At 56.3% G+C, this 19,073-nt stretch carries 18 protein-coding genes and 1 tRNA gene; 10 read left to right on the plus strand and 9 right to left on the minus strand.

All coding sequences use genetic code 11. From position 1 onward, the window contains the following. Nucleotides 1-114: 114 nt before the first annotated feature. Nucleotides 115-189: transfer RNA gene (locus tag DC3_RS16030), tRNA-Thr, on the plus strand. A gap of 406 nt (nucleotides 190-595) precedes the next feature. Here the strand turns inward: DC3_RS16030 and DC3_RS30235 are convergent. Beyond that, complete coding sequence (locus DC3_RS30235) at nucleotides 596-841, minus strand: sunset domain-containing protein (protein WP_443090023.1); 246 nt, start codon at nucleotides 839-841, stop codon at nucleotides 596-598. A 50-nt stretch (nucleotides 842-891) separates the two neighbouring features. Here DC3_RS30235 and DC3_RS16035 point away from each other — a divergent pair, with 50 nt between their 5' ends. Then, entirely contained in the window at nucleotides 892-1,248 is a 357-nt protein-coding gene (locus DC3_RS16035) for a glyoxalase superfamily protein (RefSeq protein ID WP_146886033.1), read from the plus strand. A 12-nt stretch (nucleotides 1,249-1,260) separates the two neighbouring features. On the opposite strand, the gene DC3_RS16040 is transcribed toward DC3_RS16035, so the two are convergent. Next, nucleotides 1,261-1,572, minus strand: a complete 312-nt coding sequence (locus DC3_RS16040; protein ID WP_146886034.1) for a hypothetical protein — start codon at nucleotides 1,570-1,572, stop codon at nucleotides 1,261-1,263. A gap of 147 nt (nucleotides 1,573-1,719) precedes the next feature. On the opposite strand from DC3_RS16040, the gene DC3_RS16045 reads away from it, so the two are divergent. Beyond that, nucleotides 1,720-1,947 (plus strand): hypothetical protein, encoded by a 228-nt coding sequence (locus DC3_RS16045; protein WP_146886036.1) that lies wholly within the window; start codon nucleotides 1,720-1,722, stop codon nucleotides 1,945-1,947. A gap of 12 nt (nucleotides 1,948-1,959) precedes the next feature. On the opposite strand, the gene DC3_RS16050 is transcribed toward DC3_RS16045, so the two are convergent. The 3 genes from DC3_RS16050 to DC3_RS29990 form a co-directional block, all read right to left on the minus strand. Beyond that, nucleotides 1,960-3,201 carry an MFS transporter gene (locus DC3_RS16050; RefSeq protein ID WP_146886038.1) on the minus strand — a complete coding sequence of 414 codons (1,242 nt, stop codon included), beginning with the start codon at nucleotides 3,199-3,201 and terminating at the stop codon, nucleotides 1,960-1,962. Nucleotides 3,202-3,285: 84 nt separating this feature from the next. Next, on the minus strand, nucleotides 3,286-4,173 hold the full coding sequence (locus tag DC3_RS16055) for a helix-turn-helix domain-containing protein (RefSeq protein ID WP_146886040.1): 888 nt from the start codon (nucleotides 4,171-4,173) through the stop codon (nucleotides 3,286-3,288). Nucleotides 4,174-4,289: 116 nt separating this feature from the next. Next, entirely contained in the window at nucleotides 4,290-4,418 is a 129-nt protein-coding gene (locus tag DC3_RS29990; protein WP_281292542.1) for a hypothetical protein, read from the minus strand. Between the two features lie 280 nt (nucleotides 4,419-4,698). On the opposite strand from DC3_RS29990, the gene DC3_RS16060 reads away from it, so the two are divergent. Further along, nucleotides 4,699-5,880: a cytochrome P450 family protein gene (locus tag DC3_RS16060; RefSeq protein ID WP_146886042.1), complete on the plus strand. Its 1,182-nt coding sequence runs from the start codon at nucleotides 4,699-4,701 to the stop codon at nucleotides 5,878-5,880. Between the two features lie 59 nt (nucleotides 5,881-5,939). On the opposite strand, the gene DC3_RS16065 is transcribed toward DC3_RS16060, so the two are convergent. The 3 genes from DC3_RS16065 to DC3_RS16075 form a co-directional block, all read right to left on the minus strand. After that, nucleotides 5,940-6,389: a M15 family metallopeptidase domain-containing protein gene (locus tag DC3_RS16065; RefSeq protein ID WP_146886044.1), complete on the minus strand. Its 450-nt coding sequence runs from the start codon at nucleotides 6,387-6,389 to the stop codon at nucleotides 5,940-5,942. Nucleotides 6,390-6,650: 261 nt separating this feature from the next. After that, the gene (locus DC3_RS16070; RefSeq protein WP_146886045.1) at nucleotides 6,651-8,288 is read right to left on the minus strand and encodes an acyl-CoA carboxylase subunit beta; all 1,638 of its coding nucleotides are present in this window, start codon (nucleotides 8,286-8,288) and stop codon (nucleotides 6,651-6,653) included. 183 nt (nucleotides 8,289-8,471) lie between these two features. Further along, nucleotides 8,472-9,464 carry an HD-GYP domain-containing protein gene (locus DC3_RS16075; RefSeq protein WP_222594782.1) on the minus strand — a complete coding sequence of 331 codons (993 nt, stop codon included), beginning with the start codon at nucleotides 9,462-9,464 and terminating at the stop codon, nucleotides 8,472-8,474. A gap of 212 nt (nucleotides 9,465-9,676) precedes the next feature. Between DC3_RS16075 and clpS the strand changes: the two genes are divergently transcribed. The 6 genes from clpS (at nucleotide 9,677) to gcvP (ending at nucleotide 17,468) form a co-directional block, all read left to right on the plus strand. Beyond that, nucleotides 9,677-9,967 carry an ATP-dependent Clp protease adapter ClpS gene (clpS, locus tag DC3_RS16080; RefSeq protein ID WP_146886047.1) on the plus strand — a complete coding sequence of 97 codons (291 nt, stop codon included), beginning with the start codon at nucleotides 9,677-9,679 and terminating at the stop codon, nucleotides 9,965-9,967. Beyond that, complete coding sequence (gene clpA / locus DC3_RS16085; RefSeq protein ID WP_146886049.1) at nucleotides 9,964-12,210, plus strand: ATP-dependent Clp protease ATP-binding subunit ClpA; 2,247 nt, start codon at nucleotides 9,964-9,966, stop codon at nucleotides 12,208-12,210. The genes clpS and clpA overlap by 4 nt, the downstream gene beginning before the upstream one ends. A gap of 13 nt (nucleotides 12,211-12,223) precedes the next feature. Further along, a complete protein-coding gene (locus DC3_RS16090; protein WP_146886052.1) occupies nucleotides 12,224-12,628 on the plus strand; it encodes a hypothetical protein in 405 nt (134 codons plus the stop codon). Between the two features lie 22 nt (nucleotides 12,629-12,650). Continuing rightward, a complete protein-coding gene (locus DC3_RS16095) occupies nucleotides 12,651-13,826 on the plus strand; it encodes a trans-sulfuration enzyme family protein (protein ID WP_146886053.1) in 1,176 nt (391 codons plus the stop codon). 1 nt (nucleotide 13,827) lies between these two features. Further along, nucleotides 13,828-14,346: an SMI1/KNR4 family protein gene (locus tag DC3_RS16100; protein WP_146886055.1), complete on the plus strand. Its 519-nt coding sequence runs from the start codon at nucleotides 13,828-13,830 to the stop codon at nucleotides 14,344-14,346. A 239-nt stretch (nucleotides 14,347-14,585) separates the two neighbouring features. Beyond that, nucleotides 14,586-17,468, plus strand: coding sequence for an aminomethyl-transferring glycine dehydrogenase (gene gcvP / locus DC3_RS16105; RefSeq protein WP_146886057.1), 2,883 nt, complete (start codon nucleotides 14,586-14,588; stop codon nucleotides 17,466-17,468). Between the two features lie 801 nt (nucleotides 17,469-18,269). Here gcvP and DC3_RS16110 read toward each other — a convergent pair. Beyond that, nucleotides 18,270-18,983, minus strand: a complete 714-nt coding sequence (locus tag DC3_RS16110; RefSeq protein WP_146886059.1) for a hypothetical protein — start codon at nucleotides 18,981-18,983, stop codon at nucleotides 18,270-18,272. Nucleotides 18,984-19,073: the final 90 nt, after the last annotated feature.

Raw genomic sequence — 19,073 nt, forward strand, 5'->3', positions numbered from 1 at the left:
TGCAGGGCGATCTGCCAGATCTGTGTTGCCAAGCAGGGGCTTGCATGCTAAAATAATTGCCGTTCTCGTTGCCTGTGGAGTATGTGTCAGACACCGAAACAGAAAAAATGATGTGCCAGCGTAGCTCAGGGGTAGAGCAACTGATTCGTAATCAGTAGGTCGTCGGTTCAAATCCGACCTCTGGCTCCACAAAAAATTCCCGCAAGAAGCGGGAATTTTTCATGTCCTGGGCTGTTCTGCCTCTGTGCCCTGTCCGGGAGTACCCCTGGCCCTGAGCCCAGGAAGCACGGTGTCTTTTTGATGGGTTCACCTTCAGCATTGAAAATTGAAAGTGTCTGTTTTGTGTAACCAAACAATAAATGTATGGTTTTTGTAAGATCACATGTATACAATGTTCTTAAAGTTCTCAATGCCTCAGCGATGTCTTTCGCACAGTCTTGAAGGTGGTGACCCCCATGTTTTGGATTCTGCTGTCTCTTCTTGCCCTTTTCTTCTTCCTGACCAGATGGATTCTCATTCTGGAGTCGCGAGAGCTACAGGAAACTGTGATCGCTGAACGATAAATAAGGACTGTCCATGACCCCTGACCCAGGGGTCATCTTTTGCTTGCGCGGAATCCGGCTTTCTGTGCCTTCTGGGGGGTGTTGAAGCAGCGCTCAGGATGGGTGCGGTTGTGGCAGGCTCCAGAAGGAAGATGCTTAATCTTCTCTCCTTTGCTGTTGATGGTTCTTTTGCTGGGGTGGTTTGAGGTACAGGCGGTTCTGGAGGCCAAAACAACCCCTGGGCCACAGCAGGGGTGCACAGGCAAAGTGCAAACAGCAGCAGATGCTTCATCTCCCATTCTCTCACGGATGCAACAGAGCCGCCCGGGTGCACTACACTGGAGAGACCATGCAAAGCGTGATTCCAGCCTTACGCATCACCAATCCTGCAGCGAGCATCACCTTTTATGTGGATCATCTGGGTTTTCAGGTGGACTGGGAGCACCGTTTTGAAGTGGGATTTCCGGTCTTCATGCAGGTTCAGAAAGATGGGATGCTGCTGTATCTGACAGAGCATGCTGGAGACTGTGAGCCAGGAGGGCTGGTGCATTTCCTGATTCCTGATGTGGACGCATATTACAGAGGGTTGCTGTCCAGAAATGCACCCATCACATCAGCACCCCATGAAGGTATTCCCGGGGTTCGCAGCATGACCCTCACTGATCCGGATGGAAACCAGCTGAGGTTCCTGACCCGCAAAAGTTGAAACAGGGCTGTTTTATTCCAGCGTTGGGATGGTGTACCCGGCTCCGCGCATGTGCATCACGGCCTGGGTGATGACGGATTCCACCACCGTTTCAAGCTCTGCATCGGCCAGATGGTAGGCAATCACCTCGCCCTGAAAGATGGCCTGGAACTCCTCAGTGGTTCTGCGGCGTTCCGGTCCTGTGTAGTCCTGTTGTTCCACACGTCTGTTGGTGTTGTCTTTCCAGGCGAATTCCACATCCAGGCTTTCCAGATGGGCCACCTGCTCAAAGAAGAAGGGACTGAGCAGGCTGCGCCAGTTCTGTTTCTGCAGGTCGGTGATCATACCTGAATTTTACGGGTTTGCGGATGATCCTCATGAAAACCTGGGGAATTCCCCTGAAGAAACCCTCAGGAAGATGCCCTGGATCTGTTTGCAGGAGGGCTGGCGTCCTAGAATGCAAACAACCCCAAGGACACCCAGGAGGACGGCATGGGTCCCGCAGAACACACTCCAACGCTGGTTGAGCAGCAAAAACATCTGCTGACGCTTTCTCCTGCATCTCCTGAACTGCTGCTGTTGGGCATGGTGCTCCCTGTTGAAACCATTGTGGCCCTCAAGTCTGCAGGGATTCCTCTGCGCTGGCAACCTCTGGGGGCCTGTTATACCCTGAAGCGTTTTGAAGAGGCCGCAAGACATGTGCTTACGGCCTGTGGGTGAATTCGGAGCGGTTCAGGTCTCTGAGGCTTCTGTCTGCACGAGGGTTTTGCTGCCCAGTTGCGTGCCCAGCGCAAGAGCACCCAGCAGCACCATCACCGCACCGGTCCAGTAGGGGGCAGAGTGACCCACCCTGGAATACAGTTGACCTGCGAGGCCTGGACTGACCACCTGACTGAGGGCATTGAGGGCCTGGCTGCCTCCCTGCACCCGACCCTGGGCTGTGGGACCTGCAGCTTTGGAGGTCAGGCTGCCCAGCGAGGCACCAAACACCCCTTCGCCAATCGCAAAAGCTGTGATGCTGACGTAAACCAGCCATCCACTGGGATACCAGGGAAGCAGGGCAATGCCCACCAGGCTCAGCAAACTGAGGGTGAGGCCGAGCAGCGCCACTCCACTTTCGCCCATCAGGCGGATCATCAGGCCCAGCAGCAGACCCTGCACCACAATGTCTGAGATGCCCACCATCACGAAGGCCAGACTGGTCTGGTCCGGTCCCCAGTGCAGGGTGTCTTTGACCAGCACTGCAAAGGTGGTCTGCATCATCACGAAAGGAATCATGAACAGCACTCCGGCAATCAACAGCATGCGAATGGAGGGAATCTGAAAGAGACCTGCGATCTGGGTGAAGGGATTGAGCTGTTTGAAGTGAATGTCCACCCTGTGTTCCTTTCTGTGGCTTTCTGGCAGAAAGAAAAATCCCCACAGCACATTCAGGAAGGTGACTGCTGCTGCCAGATAAAAAGGGGCTTCCAGGCTGATGTGGGAGGCCAGACCCCCCACTGCAGGACCGATGATGAAGCCACTGCCAAACACTGCCCCCATGATGCCAAAGTATTTTCCACGTTCCTCTGGCTTTGTGACATCTGCAAGGTACCCGAAGATTGCACTGAAGTTGCCTGCAGTCAGACCATCAATGATGCGGCCCAGGAACAGCACCCACAGGGCTCCACCCCAGCCAAAAATCAGGTAACCGATGGCGGACCCCAGCAGGGAGAGCAGCAACACTGGACGCCTGCCATAGCGATCCGAGAGGGCACCCAGCACCGGTGCAGCAAAAAACGAACACAGTGAATAGGAGATGGTCAGCCAGCCAATGGTGACGGCCAGCTGGTTCTGGTCGGTGATGTACCTGGAGACCAGAAAGGGAAGCACCGGGGCCACCAGGGTGAATCCCAGAGACCCCAGGAAGGCACTGATGAACAGAAAGAGCAGTGCATGACGGTGTCTGGGTGATGTGTGTTGAGGATCAGTCATGCTGCCAATCTAGCAACACCCTCCGGGGCAACACTTGAAAAAAAACGACATCGGCAGAAAAGACAGATGCTTAAGTCATCCTGCTTACTGGAGCTGCGGGTCCATGTTTCGCAGACGGTTTCGCACATCTCTGGAGAACTGGGATGGGGTGATGTGGGTGAGGCTGCGAAACTCCCGACAGAAATGTGCCTGGTCTGCATAACCCAGCTCGAAGGCAAGCTCGGTCAGGTTGATTTGCGGGTTGGCCCACAGCCGATTGTGGGCCTCCTCGAAACGGATGATTCTGGACAGCCATTTGGGGGTGATGCCCACCACCTCCTGAAACTGCCTTTCCAGATGGCGCACCGACACCCCCTGCTGGTCTGCAAGTTCACTGATTTTGAGCTGACCCCGCATCTGGTACAGGCTCAGTGCAGCCTGAATGCCTGCATGGTCATCAATCTCCCGCAGGGTCAATCTGCGCAGCAACCAGTCTTCAAGGGCTTCCAGAGCCCCGATGATGTCGTTGCGCTGGATCAGGTCAAGCACCAGCAGGGAAAGTTCCCTCAGGGCCACATGAATGGGTTTGAAAAAGACATTCTGGATGTTTTCTCCGGGGTGCATCAGTTCCCTGGCTGCCCACGGAAAGAGCTCCACACCCACCACCCGCGTGAGGCCCCGCGAAATGAAACGCACAGGTTCCTTCTGAAAACCCAGCATGTACACCTGGGGCAGGGGCTCAAGGCGTGAGCCCGCATTCAGGTCGGGCAGGTAAGCTTCACCCTGGTAGAAACACAGACGCACCAGACGCTCTGGAAAGAAGCGGTGCTGCTCGGTCTGCTGGGTGTGCAGTTCTTCCATGCTCCAGTAACTTCTGACCCGATTTTCCAGCAGGGGATGGGGTGCATACTCCCTGTAATGGTCCGGGTACAGGGGCGTGTGCAAGTCTGCGTTGAAAGGCTGATTTTCGGGCAGGGTCAGGAGAGCAGGCATCGGTCAGGTCCTGAAGGCACCACAAAAAAGTTGCGGCATGAGGAGGGGTTGATGATCAACACTTCCAGCATAACGCAACTTTTTCAACTCAGGATGGAATTTGTGGGACCCCGCACTCAGTGGTGTTTGATCTTGATGGGGCGAGAATGGGCGTGTTTCTGGGCCGCTTCCACTGCAAGTAAAACCAGATAGACGATGGCAGTACCAACGACTGGTGTGGCAAGGAGCAGAATCAGGCTTTCCATACCTCACAATAGAACCAACAGCTGAAGCCAGAAAGTCATAAACCTCGCACAGTTGCTTCACTTCCCACGAATCACTCATTGTTTCTTTTGGGACGGGGTGCGTTAGGTGTTTTTCAGCGCCTGCAGCTCAAATTCGTTGCGTAAAATGCTTCTCATAGATAACACGCACATGATGTGGAACATGCTCATTTTGCTCAAGAGAGTTCCTCTGTGGTGCTTTCAGGGATCTCCCTGAGGTCAGACTGCAGGGCTTCTCATGCAAGACAGGAAATAATGGGCCATGACCCCTGCATTTGCTGAACGGCTGACCACGCCAGAGTTTCAGGAGAATCCCTATCCGATTTACCGTGAATTTCGCGACCAGTCTCCTGCCCTCTGGTACGGTCACAGCGGAGCCACTGGAGGCATGTGGTTCATCACCCGCCATGAGGACGCCGAAATGGTGCTCAAAGACCAGCGTTTCACCAAGGACATCAGTCGGGTCACACCCACCCCGCGTATGATGGCCCACCACATGCTGGACGCCGATCCACCAGACCACACCCGCCTGCGCGGACTGGTCAGTCAGGCTTTCACACCCAGGGTGGTGGCGGCCCTCGAACCCAAAATCCGCAGCATCACCGAAGAGCTCATTTCACACACCAGAAAAGGGGAGAATTTCTCCCTGATTGAACACCTCGCGTTTCCCCTCCCCATCATTGTGATTGCGGAACTGCTCGGGGTTCCCGACCGGGACCGCCACCTTTTCCGGGACTGGTCCTCCTCCCTGATTGATGGGGCAGACATCCTGACCTCTGGACCCGGCAGCAATCAGGAAGTGCAGATGGCCCTCGGGAGCATCTTCAGGTACTTCGATGAACTCATCAAGGTGCGCCGCCAGGACCTGCAAGACGACCTGATCAGCCTGATGATTGCCGCAGAGGACAGCGAAGGCAAACTCACCCACGGAGAGATTCTGTCTTCCTGCTTCCTGCTCCTGCTGGCTGGACATGAAACCACCATCAACCTGATTGGCAATGGGTACCATGCCCTCCTGCAACACCCGGAACAGTTTGAACTGCTCAGAACCCATCCTGAACTGCTGTCCTCGGGTGTGGATGAGTTGCTGCGCTACGATGCCCCTGTGCAACGGGCCACCTTCCGGGCGGCTCTCGAAGACATGGAAATTGCCGGAACCCTGATCCGCAAGAACCAGCAGGTGGCCGCTGTGATTGGATCGGCCAACCGGGACGAACGGGTGTTCCTCAACCCCGATGACCTCGATGTCACCCGCCTCCCCAACAAGCACCTGAGTTTCGGACGGGGCATCCACTTCTGCCTGGGCGCACCCCTGGCCAAGTTGGAAGCCCAGATTGCCTTCGAGTACCTGCTGCCTCTGGGACTCCCCCAGATCCGTCATGTGGAACGTCGGCCCAGCACCATGTTCCGGGGGTTCAGGGACCTGATCGTGTCCTGGTCCTGAAGCCAGCAACCTTCAGAAAAAAGGCCTCTGAACAGAGGCCTTTTTTCTGAAGGTGATGTTCAGCTGCGGGTGAGGCCCAGCTTCTTGATGTATTTGTCCTGCAATTCTCCATCCCGGTACTGTTCTCCGGCCCCTTGCAATTGCAGGTGGGTCAACTCCTTCACGCCCACCTCCAGCCCATGCACACTGGGCGGAATGTAAGCATAGATGGTGCGCCACACCCGTGAATCCCAGACGGACTTGCGGGTTTTGCGGTTGAGGATGCCAATGTCAGCGGCCAAGCCATACTGGTGCATGCTGATGAGCCTGCTGCCATCAAAACTGGTGACCCATCTGGATGTGCTGTTCTGGGAAAACAGTTTCTTCTGCCTTTCCTTGCTCCTGCGGGTTTCCAGCACGCGAAATTCGTACTGTGGGAACTTCTGCTGGACAGCATGCAGCCAGCTTTCCAGATTCTGCCTGAACTCGGGATGGAGCGCTTCAAGACTGCTGACCTTCTGGGCTTTCATGGTGTTCTCCTTCAGTCCAGCAAAGAGGATGTTCTTTTATTGTGCGGCATGGCGTGCAGCTTGAAAAGACGGGGACGTTACCAAAAGCCGAGGGCCAAGGGCTTTTCTGAGTGCTTCTGCTCTGGATTGATCGGGGTGTTTGCCAGTCTGCCTCTGTAAATGACATCAACATTTCTGTCAACAAAGGGCGAGCCGACGGCCCGCCCCTGCATTTCCCCTGATGCCCTGAATCCAGAAATTGATCTTGCTCTCGGCCTGCTCTTACACCTGAAAAACCCCTGTCCTGAAGTCTCCTGTCGGACTGCTTGCGCAGGCTTCCAGTGTGCGAATCAGGCGTTCACGGGTGCTTTCCGGGAGGATGATCTCATCCACCCACAATCGGGCTGCAGCGTACCTGGGGTCCAGTTCCTGGTCGTATTTGGCCTTGACCTGCTCAAAAAGGGTGGCCAGGTCTTCATCGGTGGGTTCCTGGCCCTGGCGTTTCAGGGCCTGCAACTGGATGTCCAGCAGGGTTTTTGCAGCGGCGTTTCCGCTCATCACGGCGTATTTGGCACTGGGCCACGCAAAGATGAACCTTGGGCCGTAGGCTTTGCCGTTCATGGCGTAATTGCCTGCCCCGTAACTGCCTCCGGTGATCAGGGTGATTTTGGGCACCACAGTGTTGGACACTGCATTGACCATCTTTGCCCCCTTGCGGATGATGCCCTCGTATTCGCTGTCTTTGCCAACCATGAACCCGGTCACGTCCGAGAGGAAAATCAGGGGGATGCCCATCTGGTTGACCTCCATGATGAAGCGTGCAGATTTGTCTGCACTGTCCCCGTAGATCACGCCTCCCACCTCGATGCGGGTCTGCAGGCCTGGAACGTCGGATTTCAGTTTCTTGCGGATCACCTGACGGTCATTGGCAACAACACCCACCGGATAGCCGCCGAGCCAGCCCAGGGCACAGACGATGCTCTGGCCGTATTCGGGTTTGTATTCCTCGAAGTGGCTGTCGTCGAGCAGGGCACGCAGCACCTCCCGCACGTCATAGGTTTTGCTTCCGTCCAGGCTCACGATTTCCGTGAGGTCTTTTTGAAGCTGGGGTGCGGTGGGGGTGCGGCGTTTGAGGGCCCAGGGGGCGGTGTATTTCTGGGTCTGCATCTCGGCCAGGGAACGGATTCTGCGGATGGCTGCCAGATCGTCTTTTTCCTTGTAATCTACGGTTCCTGAGATCTCGGCGTGAACGGATGCACCTCCCAGACTTTCGGAGTCGATGTTCTGCCCGATGGCCGCTTTCACGAGGGCAGGCCCAGCAAGGTAAAGCCCTGAGCCTTCAGTCATGATCAGGGTGTCGCACATCACCGGAAGGTAGGCCCCTCCTGCGACGCAGTTTCCCATGATGGCAGCGATCTGGGGAATGCCCAGCGCACTCATGCGGGCATTCAGGTAAAAGACCCGCCCGAAATCGTCCTGATCGGGGAAGATTTCATCTTGCATGGGGAGGTACACGCCTGCGGAGTCCACCAGGTAGACCACAGGAATGTGGTTTTCCAGGGCGATGGTCTGGGCCCGGATGACTTTCTTGGCGGTGATGGGAAAGAAGGCTCCGGCTTTTACGGTGGCGTCATTGGCAATGATCATCCATGGACGACCCTGAATCTGCCCGATGCCTGCAACGGTTCCGCCTGAGGGGCATCCGCCCACATCCTGATACATTTCAAAGCCTGCAAGGGTCATCAGTTCATCAAAGGTGCTGCCCTCATCAATGAGGTGGGAGATGCGCTCTCTGGCGGTCAGTCGGTTTTTCTGGTGTTGCCGCTCAATGGCTTTTTTGCCCCCTCCCAGATGGGTTTGGGCCACTGTGGTCTGCAGTGTTTCCAGGGCGTCTGGCCAGCTCTTCGGTTGTGAACTCATGTTTAAAGTATGACAGATTTTATGTCTGTCGTGAATAAAACGTCATGCTTTAAAGCGGTCAGCCGTCAGCGAACAGCGTTCAGTATAGAGGTCTGGAAGGGTCAGGAGGTCAAGAACAAAAAAAGATTGACCATGCAGAAGCAGGCAAAGCTTTAAGGATGCTGTTTTAAAGAAACCAGAGCTTCACATCTGGTCTTTTGCTGATGGCTGACGGCTGAAAGCTGACGGCTCCCTCACCATCTGCAGAAAATGGTGGGCCACTTCAGGATCAAAGTGCGTTCCAACGCCCTGTTCAATGATCCCGAGGGCTTCCTCCTGTGGCATGGCCTTGCGGTAGGGGCGGTCACTGGTCAGGGCGTCATACACATCCACAATGGCGAAAATCCTTGCGTAGAGGGGAATCTCCTCACCTTTCAGACCATGCGGGTATCCCGTTCCGTCCCATTTTTCATGGTGAAAATAGGGAATGTCGCGGGCCTGACCCAGAAAATGCACGTGTTCCAGCCAGCGTCGGGCGTAGACGGGGTGTTCCTGCATCAGTGCATATTCTTCCCGGGTCAGTTTGCCGGGTTTGAGCAGCACACTGTCTGGGACTGCCATTTTGCCAATGTCGTGCAGCAGGCCTCCCCAGTGGATCTCACGCAATTCGTGGTCCTGCATGCCCATCACACGGCCCAGTTTGACGCTGAGGGCCGCCACACGGCGGGTGTGTTCGTGGGTTTCATCGTCCCGCAGGGCCATGGCCTCCGTCCAGCCTTCAACTGCTGCATCATGGGTGATCTGCAACTCTTCTTGCTGCTGTTTCAGGGTCTGGAGGGACCGGGTGAGCTCTGCATTGAGTTCCTCCAGACGGCGGGCCTGTTCCTGAAGGGCACGGTTGGCCTGGATGAGTTGCCTGGTGGCCTGGCGCACCAGGGTGTAGATCAACAGGGCAGAAAACATCACGAACAGGATGCCCTTGGCACTGCTGATGCGTTCAAGGAGGGACCCCGCGACAGGCTGTGTGTAGAGCAGACGGTCCGTGACCAGAATCCACGTCACCGACAGGGCCAGATAAATTCCTGCAATCAGCAGTGCAGGGCGAAAAGCAGCCCCTGAGCGCTGGGTTTTCAGGTCTGTAGAGGCGTTCTGGGCAGGGGTGAGCATGGTGGTTTCGGAAGGTTCTGCTGGGGTCATGGGTGTCATCGCTCTGTCTGGATCAGGCATCGATGCTGCAAGGCCCTTGTGACCGGACCTGGGTTTCCCCATTCCATCCTAACCCCTTGCCCTGTACACCCCCGTCACAGATTCTTGAACCGATTCCAAAATGAAGACTTGCTCTGCTCCCAGAAGCCCTCATTCTAACAAGCCTCACCGTGCAGAACGGGGCAATGGGTTAGACTCTGCCTATGACAGAGGCTCGCACTGAAACGCGGACCCAGACGCAGCGTCCGCCCCTCTACAAGGTCATCTTGCTCAACGATGACTACACCCCCATGGACTATGTGGTGCGGGTGCTCGTGGACTTCTTCCGCAAGAGTCCGGCCCAGGCCACCCGCATCATGATGGCCGTGCACCAGGAAGGCTCCGGGGTGTGCGGCGTGTACCCCTTCGAAGTGGCTGAAACCAAAGTTCACCAGGTGAACAGCGATGCCAGACAGCACGGCTTTCCCCTGAAATGCATCATGGAGGCGGAATGATCACCGAAACCCTCGAGCAGAGCATCCAGCGTGCCGTGCAACTTGCCCACAGTTACGGGCACGAGTACATCACCCTGGAGCACATGCTTTACGCCCTGATGGACGATGAGGATGCCCGTCCGGTCCTGCAGGCCTGCGGTGTGGACCTCAGCATCCTGGAAGAGGCCCTGGAAAACGAATTCGACAGCATGGAAGGGTATGACGATGCCCGTCCCACCTCCACGCTGGCTTTTGACCGGGTGTTGCAGCGTGCCCTCAGGCAGATGCGTGCAGCGGCACAGGAGCAGGTGACCGGAGCACAGGTGCTGGTGTCCATTCTGGAAGAGGACACCTCAACGGCCCGATTCCTGCTCGAAGAACAGGGCATGACCCGCCTGGATGCCATCGAGTTCATCTCACATGGCAAACGCAAGTACCAGGTGACTCCAGATGCAGGGGCCAGCATGGGTTCTGCAGATCTCACAGCCCAGCCTGGAAACGCTGAAAACGACCCGCTCAAACTCTTCTGTGTGGACCTGACCGACCGGGCCAGGGCCGGACAGATCGACCCCATGATTGGCCGGGAGTCGGAGCTTGAGCGCACCATGCAGGTTCTGGCAAGGCGCACCAAGAACAACCCGGTGCTGGTGGGTGAGCCTGGCGTGGGCAAAACCGCCATCGTGGAGGGTCTGGCCCGCAAGATTGCCCTGGGAGAGGTGCCAGAACTGCTCTCCGACATGACCCTTTACTCGCTGGACATGGGCGCACTGCTGGCCGGAACCCGTTACCGAGGGGACTTCGAGGAACGCCTGAAAGCGGTGATTGCTGCTTTAGAAGGCCGCAAGGTGATCCTCTTCATCGATGAGATCCACACCATTGTGCGGGCAGGGGCGGTGGAAGGAGGGGCAATGGATGCAGGAAACCTGCTGAAACCTGCCCTCAGCAAAGGCCACCTCAGAACCATCGGGGCAACCACCTACGAGGAATACAAGCACCTGGAGAAAGACCGTGCCCTGGGTCGCCGCTTCCAGAAAATTGACGTACCAGAGCCCTCCCAGGCAGATGCCATCAAAATTCTGGAAGGCATTGCGCCTTACTACGAGGAGCACCACAACCTCAAATTCACCAAACCTGCCTTAAAGGCTGCTGTGGAACTCAGTGCCCAGTACATCACCGACCGCAGGCTGCCAGACAAGGCCATCGACGTGATCGATGAGGCTGGAGCCCTGGAAATCCTCAAGCCCCCATCCAAACGGGCCAGAACCCTGACCCCAAAACACATAGAGGCTGTGGTCGCCAAGATCGCCAGACTGCCCCTCGGAGCCATCCAGAAGACCGAACAGACCAAACTGCAGGACCTTGAAGCCGAACTTCTGCAGGTGGTTTATGGTCAGGATCAGGCCGTCAAAGAGGTTGCAGACACGGTGAAACTGGCCCGTGCAGGCCTCAGGCAGGAAGGGAAACCCGTGGGAGCTTTCCTGTTTGCAGGACCCACCGGGGTGGGCAAAACCGAACTGGCAAAACAGCTTGCCCGTGTGCTCGGGGCTGAATTCCTGCGTTTCGACATGTCCGAGTACATGGAAAAACACAGTGTCTCCCGCCTGATCGGGGCCCCTCCCGGATACGTGGGATTTGACCAGGGAGGCCTCCTCACCGATCAGGTCCTGAGGCACCCCCAGAGTGTGGTTTTGCTCGACGAGATCGAAAAAGCCCACCCGGACGTGTACAACATCCTCTTGCAGGTGATGGACTACGGCAGACTCACCGACCACAATGGCAAACAGATCGACTTCCGGGGCGTGGTGCTGATCATGACCACCAACGCTGGAGCGGAAGAAAGCGCAAAAAGCCCGGTGGGTTTCGGACGCACCGTGCGGGTGGGCGAGGACATCGAGGCCATCAAACGCACCTTCACCCCCGAATTCAGAAACCGTCTGGATGGAATCGTGGCCTTCAAACCGCTTGCCAGAGACACCATGCATCTGGTGGTCAGCAAGTTCCTGCGTGAACTCGAAGGGCAGCTGAAATCCAAAAACGTCATCTTGCACGTGGACGACACTGCCATTGGCTGGCTCTCCGAAAAAGGCTACGATCCGGCGATGGGTGCCCGCCCTCTGGCCCGCGTGATTCAGGAGCACCTCAAAAAACCCCTGGCAGACGCCATATTGTTCGGGAAACTGAACAGGGGAGGAGAGGTCAGTGTGATGGTGCATGAGGGCAAACTGCAGCTGGTGATGCCTCAGGCACCGGTTCAGAAAGCGTGACCTGTTCGCTGCAATGAAGCGCCTGATCAACGAACTGGTGTTCATGGTGGGCCCCCTTGTCTTTGTGCTGGGATTCCCACTCATTTTTCAGGAGAAACCTGCGGTGGCAGTGTTTCTCCTGCTTTTCAGTGGGATGGGTCTGACCCTGCGTTTCTGGCTGTACGTGTCTGCATGCACAGAGACCCACCTGACCCTTCGGTGCCTGTGGATGGTTTTTCAGGTGCCCAATGTGGTTGTGAGCCGCATGCCCTACCCTGTGGGGAGTGGTGAAGGGCTCCTCGTGTCTTTCCAGACGCGAAGTTTCCCAAAAGGCCTTCTTTTTACGCCCTACACCGTCAAGAGCAAAACTGTCCTCAATGACCTGATTCAGCATCAGGTGATCCCGGAAGTGTATCGGGACATCTTCTACATCCGCTGAGTTTCTGAAAGACTGGTAAAAGATGAACTACAAACCCACCACCCTTGCCGCCCGTGCCGGTGAGCATGCCAAAGAGACCCCCAGCCGTCCACTGGTGGAGCCCATCTACCAGAACACTGTTTTTGCCTTCGATGACCTGGACCACATGGAAGAGGTTTTTTCCGAACAGACCCCTTCCAATGGGGGAATCTACTACCGCTTCAACACCCCCAACCACCTGACCCTCGAGGGGGCGCTCGCTGCGCTGGAAAAAACGGAGGATGCCGTGTGCGCAGCCAGTGGAATGGCGGCCATTGCTGCTGCTTTTCAGGCTGTGCTGGGACAGGGGGACCACCTGATTGCCGACCAGCAGGCTTACGGTGGCACCTACACCCTGCTGACCCAGGAACTTCCCAGATGGGGCATTGAGGTGACCCTGCTGGACATCACCGATCTGGAAGCTGTGGAACGGGCCATCACCCCCAGAACGCGCCTGATCCATCTGGAGAGCCTCACCAACCCCCTGATGACCACGGTGAACCTGCCTGCCCTGATTGAAATGGCCCATGCAAAAGGGGTTCTGGTCAGTGTGGACAACACTTTTGCGACCCCTGCCCTGTTCCGACCCGCGGAGCATGGTGCAGATCTGGTGAGTCATTCCCTCAGCAAGTACCTTTCAGGCCACAGCAATGCTCTGGGGGGTGCGCTGGCAGGCCGAAAAGATTTGATCTCTCAGGCCAGGATGCGCCTGATCCGCCAGGGGGCCACCCTCAGTGCCTTTGATGCCTGGATCACCCTGCAAGGGCTCAAAACCCTGGGGCTCCGGATGCGGGCCCACACCCAGAATGCCCAGGCCGTTGCCGATGTGCTCTCCAACCATCCCAGGGTTGCAGCGGTGTACCATCCAGGGCTCAGTGACCACCCGCAATTCGATCTGGCTGGAGACCTCTTCCCGGACGGTTTCGGAGGGATGCTCTCTTTTGAGCTCAGAGGAGACCTCAATGCCTTCATCCGCAGGCTTCACGGAAAGATCCCGCTGGCCCCTTCGCTGGCAGATGTGAATACGACCCTCAGTTATCCATGGACCACGTCACACCGTTCTCTTGATGAAAAGCGCAAACTGGAACTGGGCATCCGTCCCACGTTGTTGCGCCTCTCTGTGGGAATTGAGGACATTGAAGACATTCTGAACGACCTGGAGGACGCCCTAAACCTGTGACATGCTGATAGACCGCCTGATCCGGCAGATGCGAACTGCCCCCGAACACAAGGTGTCTCGCCCCCGAATGTACGAGCTTTTCCTGCTCCGGGGCGAGGTCCTGCCGTTTGACCTCAGGTGGTTCTACAACCAGTGCGGCGAAACCCGCCTGTACTACAAGCAGGAACGGTACCTGTCGGTTTTTGAACCCCGCAATCTGGTTCCAGCAAACAAGAAGATTGTGGGCAGGGATTATGAATACGACATCTCTTCATACTGGTACGTTTTTGCGCAGGATGCAGACGGCGAATACCTCTCCATCGACCTGCACCCAAAGCGTCTGGGTCGCATTTACGACACCAACCATGTGAACCATGCCCTGGAAGGATACACCCCGATCATTGCCCTGTCCTTCAGTGAATTTCTGGAGCGCAGTCTCGGTTCACGTCCAGATTATTACTGGTTGAACCGGGAATTCAGGGGATATGGGGATGCGTATGACAATGTTGAGGTGGAGTGGGACGAGGATGCGATTTATTGAGTTGGCAGAAGGCAGAAGGCTTTGTCACCACCAATGGAGGGGCGTAGCGCGCTACGCCCTGTCCGCTTAAGCAACACCTTCTGGTGGTTCTGTTGATTTGGATTGTTGCACAAAACGAAAGCTGAAGCATCATGGAAATAGCCTTCTGCCTTCCGCTCCCCTGTCCCCTCCCGAGTTCACACTTCTTGCCGAATAATCGTATACGATTATATTAGAACCTGAGCTTCCCTGGAGGAACCATGACCCGGAAATCCCTGCACAGCCTGACCCAGCAAGACGACTTCATCTCGCGCCACATCGGTCCGAGTGAGCAAGACATTGTAGACATGCTGCACACCCTCGGGGTGAACAGCCTGGATGAACTTGTTGACTCCACCCTCCCTGAAAGCATCCGTTTTGAGGGTGAACTCAAGGTGGGCCGCACCTACACCGAAGTGGAGGCCCTTGCAGAACTGAAAGGCAAGGCCAGCAAGAACAAGGTCTTCAAAAGTTACATCGGGATGGGCTATTACGGGACCCTGGTTCCCCACGTGATCCTCAGAAACGTGCTGGAAAACCCCGGCTGGTACACTGCCTACACCCCTTACCAGGCTGAGATCTCCCAGGGCCGACTGGAAATGCTCCTCAATTTCCAGCAGATGGTGATGGACCTGACTGGCATGGAAGTGGCAAACGCCAGTCTGCTGGACGAGGCCACCGCTGCCGCAGAAGCCATGACCCTGGCCAAGCGATCCAACAAGAAGAGCAAGAGCAACAAATACTTCGTTGCCAGTGACGTGCATCCACAGACCCTGGATGTGATCCAGACCCGTGCCCAGTACTTCGGCTTCGAAGTGGTGGTGGGCAACCCCGAAACCGACCTGAAAGATGCAGACGTGTTCGGGGTGCAACTGCAGTACCCCAACACCTACGGTGAAGTGAAAGACCTCACCAGCGTCATTGACACTGCACATGCCAAAGGTGCACTGGTGTCTGTCGCCACCGACCTGCTTGCCCTGACCGTTCTGAAGGCTCCTGGCGAAATGGGGGCAGACGTGGTGATCGGCAACTCCCAGCGTTTTGGGGTGCCCATGGGCTTCGGTGGGCCTCACGCTGCCTTCTTTGCCTGCCGCGACGAGTACAAGCGCAGTGCTGCCGGGCGCATCATCGGGGTCTCTAAAGACACCCGGGGCAACATCGCCTACCGCATGGCCATGCAGACCCGCGAGCAGCACATCCGCCGCGAGAAGGCCACCAGCAACATCTGCACTGCACAGGCATTGCTGGCCAACATGGCCGCTGCTTACGCTGTTTACCATGGTCCTGAAACCCTGAGGACCATTGCAGAGCGCATCGAGCGCCTGACCAGTCTGGTGCGGGTTGCTCTGGAAGATGCAGGCTTCAAACCCAACACGGCTTATTTCGACACCCTCACTTTCGAAGGGAACGTGGAAGAGATCCGCAGCCGTGCTCTGGCCGCAGAAATCAACCTGCGTTATGAAGAGGGCAAAGTGGGCCTGTCTCTGGATGAAAGCACCACCCTGAACGATGTGGTGACCCTGATCGAGGTGCTGACTGGCAAAACCACAGATCTGGGAACGCTCGACCAGAAGGTTGTGGATGGAGACATCTCCGGCATTCCTGCAGGTCTGGAACGCACCAGTGCCTTCCTGCAGCACCCCGTGTTCAACACCCACCACAGCGAACACGGCATGCTGCGTTACCTCAAGCACCTTGAAAACAAGGACTACAGCCTGGTGCACGGCATGATTCCGCTGGGTTCCTGCACCATGAAACTGAACGCCACCGCAGAAATGATCCCGGTCACCTGGCCTGAATTCGGCAACATCCACCCCTTTGCGCCTGCCGACCAGACCGAAGGCTACCTGGAGATGATCACCGAACTCGAAAACTGGCTGGCAGACATCACCGGCTATGATGCTGTTTCCATGCAGCCCAACAGTGGTGCACAGGGCGAATATGCAGGCCTCCTGGTCATCAAGAAGTACCACGAAGCCAGAGGAGAGGGCCACCGCAACATCTGCCTGATTCCCTCAAGTGCCCACGGCACCAACCCCGCCACCGCCAGCATGATGGGCCTGGACGTGGTGGTCGTGAAGTGCGACGAGAACGGCAACGTGGACCTCGAAGACCTGAAAACCAAGGCCGAGAAGCACAGCGCAAACCTCGCTGCCCTGATGGTCACCTACCCCTCAACCCACGGCGTGTACGAAGAAGCCATCACCCAGATCTGCGACCTGATCCATGAGCACGGCGGTCAGGTGTACATGGACGGGGCCAACATGAACGCCCAGGTGGGCCTCGCCAAACCCGGCCTGATCGGGTCGGACGTGAGCCACCTGAACCTGCACAAAACCTTCGCCATTCCCCACGGGGGCGGCGGCCCTGGCATGGGACCCATCGGCGTGAAAGCCCACCTTGCCCCATACCTGCCCAACCACAAGGTGCGCCCTGTGAACGAGAGCAGCACAGGTGCAGTGAGTGCCGCCCCTTATGGCAGTGGTGCCATTTTGCCCATCAGCTGGATGTACATCCGTCTGCTTGGCAACGAAGGCCTCAAAAAATCCACCGAGGTTGCCCTCCTGAATGCCAACTACATTGCGAACAAACTCTCTGGTCACTACCCCGTGCTCTACACCGGACGCCATGACCGGGTGGCCCACGAGTGCATCATCGACATCCGGCCCCTCAAGGAAGCCACTGGCATCACCGAGGAGGACATCGCCAAGCGCCTGATGGACTACGGCTTCCACGCCCCCACCATGAGCTTCCCTGTCCCTGGCACCCTGATGATCGAACCCACCGAGTCCGAACCCAAGGCCGAACTTGACCGTTTCATCGAGGCGATGGTCAGCATCCGCCAGGAAATCCGCGAAGTGGAAGACGGCCTGATCAAGGCAGAGGACACCGCCCTGCACAACGCCCCCCACACCATGGCCGACCTGACGGACGCAAACTGGGACCGTGCTTACACCCGCGAAACCGCTGTGTTCCCCAGCCGTCACGCCCGTGTCAGCAAGTACTGGCCCACCGTGAACCGGGTGGACAACGTGTACGGGGACCGCAACTTCGTGTGTGCCTGCCCTCCGGTGAGCGAGTACGAAGAAGCTGAACTGGTATAAACCAGCAATAGAGGAGACCCCGCAGCATTTGCGGGGTTTTTCCTTTTGAGACGTTGAACCCACATCTGAGGGCAAAAGACCACTGTTGAAACAACATGCTTCGGCAGTTTCTGATTAGAATGGGGCAGTATGAAAAAACTTCTGTTGATTTTTCCAATGATCGGACTCATGGCCTGTGCACCATCGGCAACAAATGCGGGGGGATCTGCCGTCAAAATCACCCTTAAAGAGGCCTCTGGAACAGTGCTGACACTGCAGGGGACAGCCAGAAAAGAAAAAGATGCTTTGAGGGCAACACCAAAGACCATTACGCCTGCCAGTTTTTTTGCGGTTGATTTGACAACCTCAGGTTTCACAGCCTCTTATTACACACACGGGGACATCCTTCCTGCTTCGGCAACCACACCTGCAAACGACCCATCCAGACACAAATTCCTGAGCTTGACGGTCAACACTGCAGACCAGAAAACCAGATACACCTGTGAAGTGAGTGATGCGGATTTGCCCAGAAAAACCGTTCTGCAGGGGACAGGCACAAAAACACAGACCCAGGAGGATGGTCAAAAGAAAGCAGAATCCATCACCTGTATCCTGGAATTTTGAACCATCCACCATGCAGGGTGTCTTGTATGGATGACCCAACAATGGGAATCGGAACGTAGAGCAGGACCTCTGCCTTGGGTGCGCCTGCCCTCCGGTCAGCGAGTAAGAAGAAGCCGAACTGGTGTGAGTTCTGTAAACCGCTTCAAACATCAAAGAAGCCTCCCAACATCTCTGGGAGGCTTCTTTGATGTTTGAAGCTTACTGGGTGATGTTGCAGCCTGTGTAGTTGAGGGTGTAGGTGTTGTTGCCGCTCTTGAAAGTGATGCTGCCACTGTCAATGCCATAGCAACCGTTGTGTCCGTTGCTGTAGTGAACATCACCAGAGAAAGTGGTGCTTCCACTGAAACTGTGACCCTGCTGGTTGCTGCTGCCAGAAGCGTCGCCTGAGAAGACCAATTTCACACCTGTGGCGTCAGGTGTGGTTTCACTGTTCAGATTGTAACTGTACTCACCCGTGTAATTGACCGTCTGGTTGTTGTGGGTCCCGGTGGCACTGATCTTGTTGCTTGTTCTGTATTCAAACTTGATCCCCCCGTTGGCTTTGGGGGTGTAATCCATGCTGCCCTTGATGGCCTGCGTGAGGGTGAAATTTCCCTGCTGATCACTGGCACTCATCTTGAGGTTCATGTCAATGGTGTAGGTGGCCCCGCTTTTGGCATCCGCATCGTTTTTGTCTTTCAGGACAGCGGTCCCTTTGACTTCATTGCTGCCAAAGGTGCAGTTGTAAGTGTAGGTGACATTGCTGGGTATGCCATCTTTGTCAGTGTCTGCAGTGTTTCCAGTGGTGACAATGCAACTGTCCTCCTGCTTTTGAATGCCCATTGGCATCAGGCTCATGGGAAGGCCACCAAACTGGAGGGTTGCTGCGAGATTGGCCATCTGCTGGACCTGGGGCGTCATTGAGGTGGCCATCCCTTTCAATTCTGCCTGTGACATGGGGGGTGGAGTGGGGTCCTGTCTGCAGGCGACCAGAGAAACCATCAAACCAAGGAGAACACAATA

The organism is Deinococcus cellulosilyticus NBRC 106333 = KACC 11606 (assembly GCF_007990775.1).
GTDB classification, from domain to species: domain Bacteria; phylum Deinococcota; class Deinococci; order Deinococcales; family Deinococcaceae; genus Deinococcus_C; species Deinococcus_C cellulosilyticus.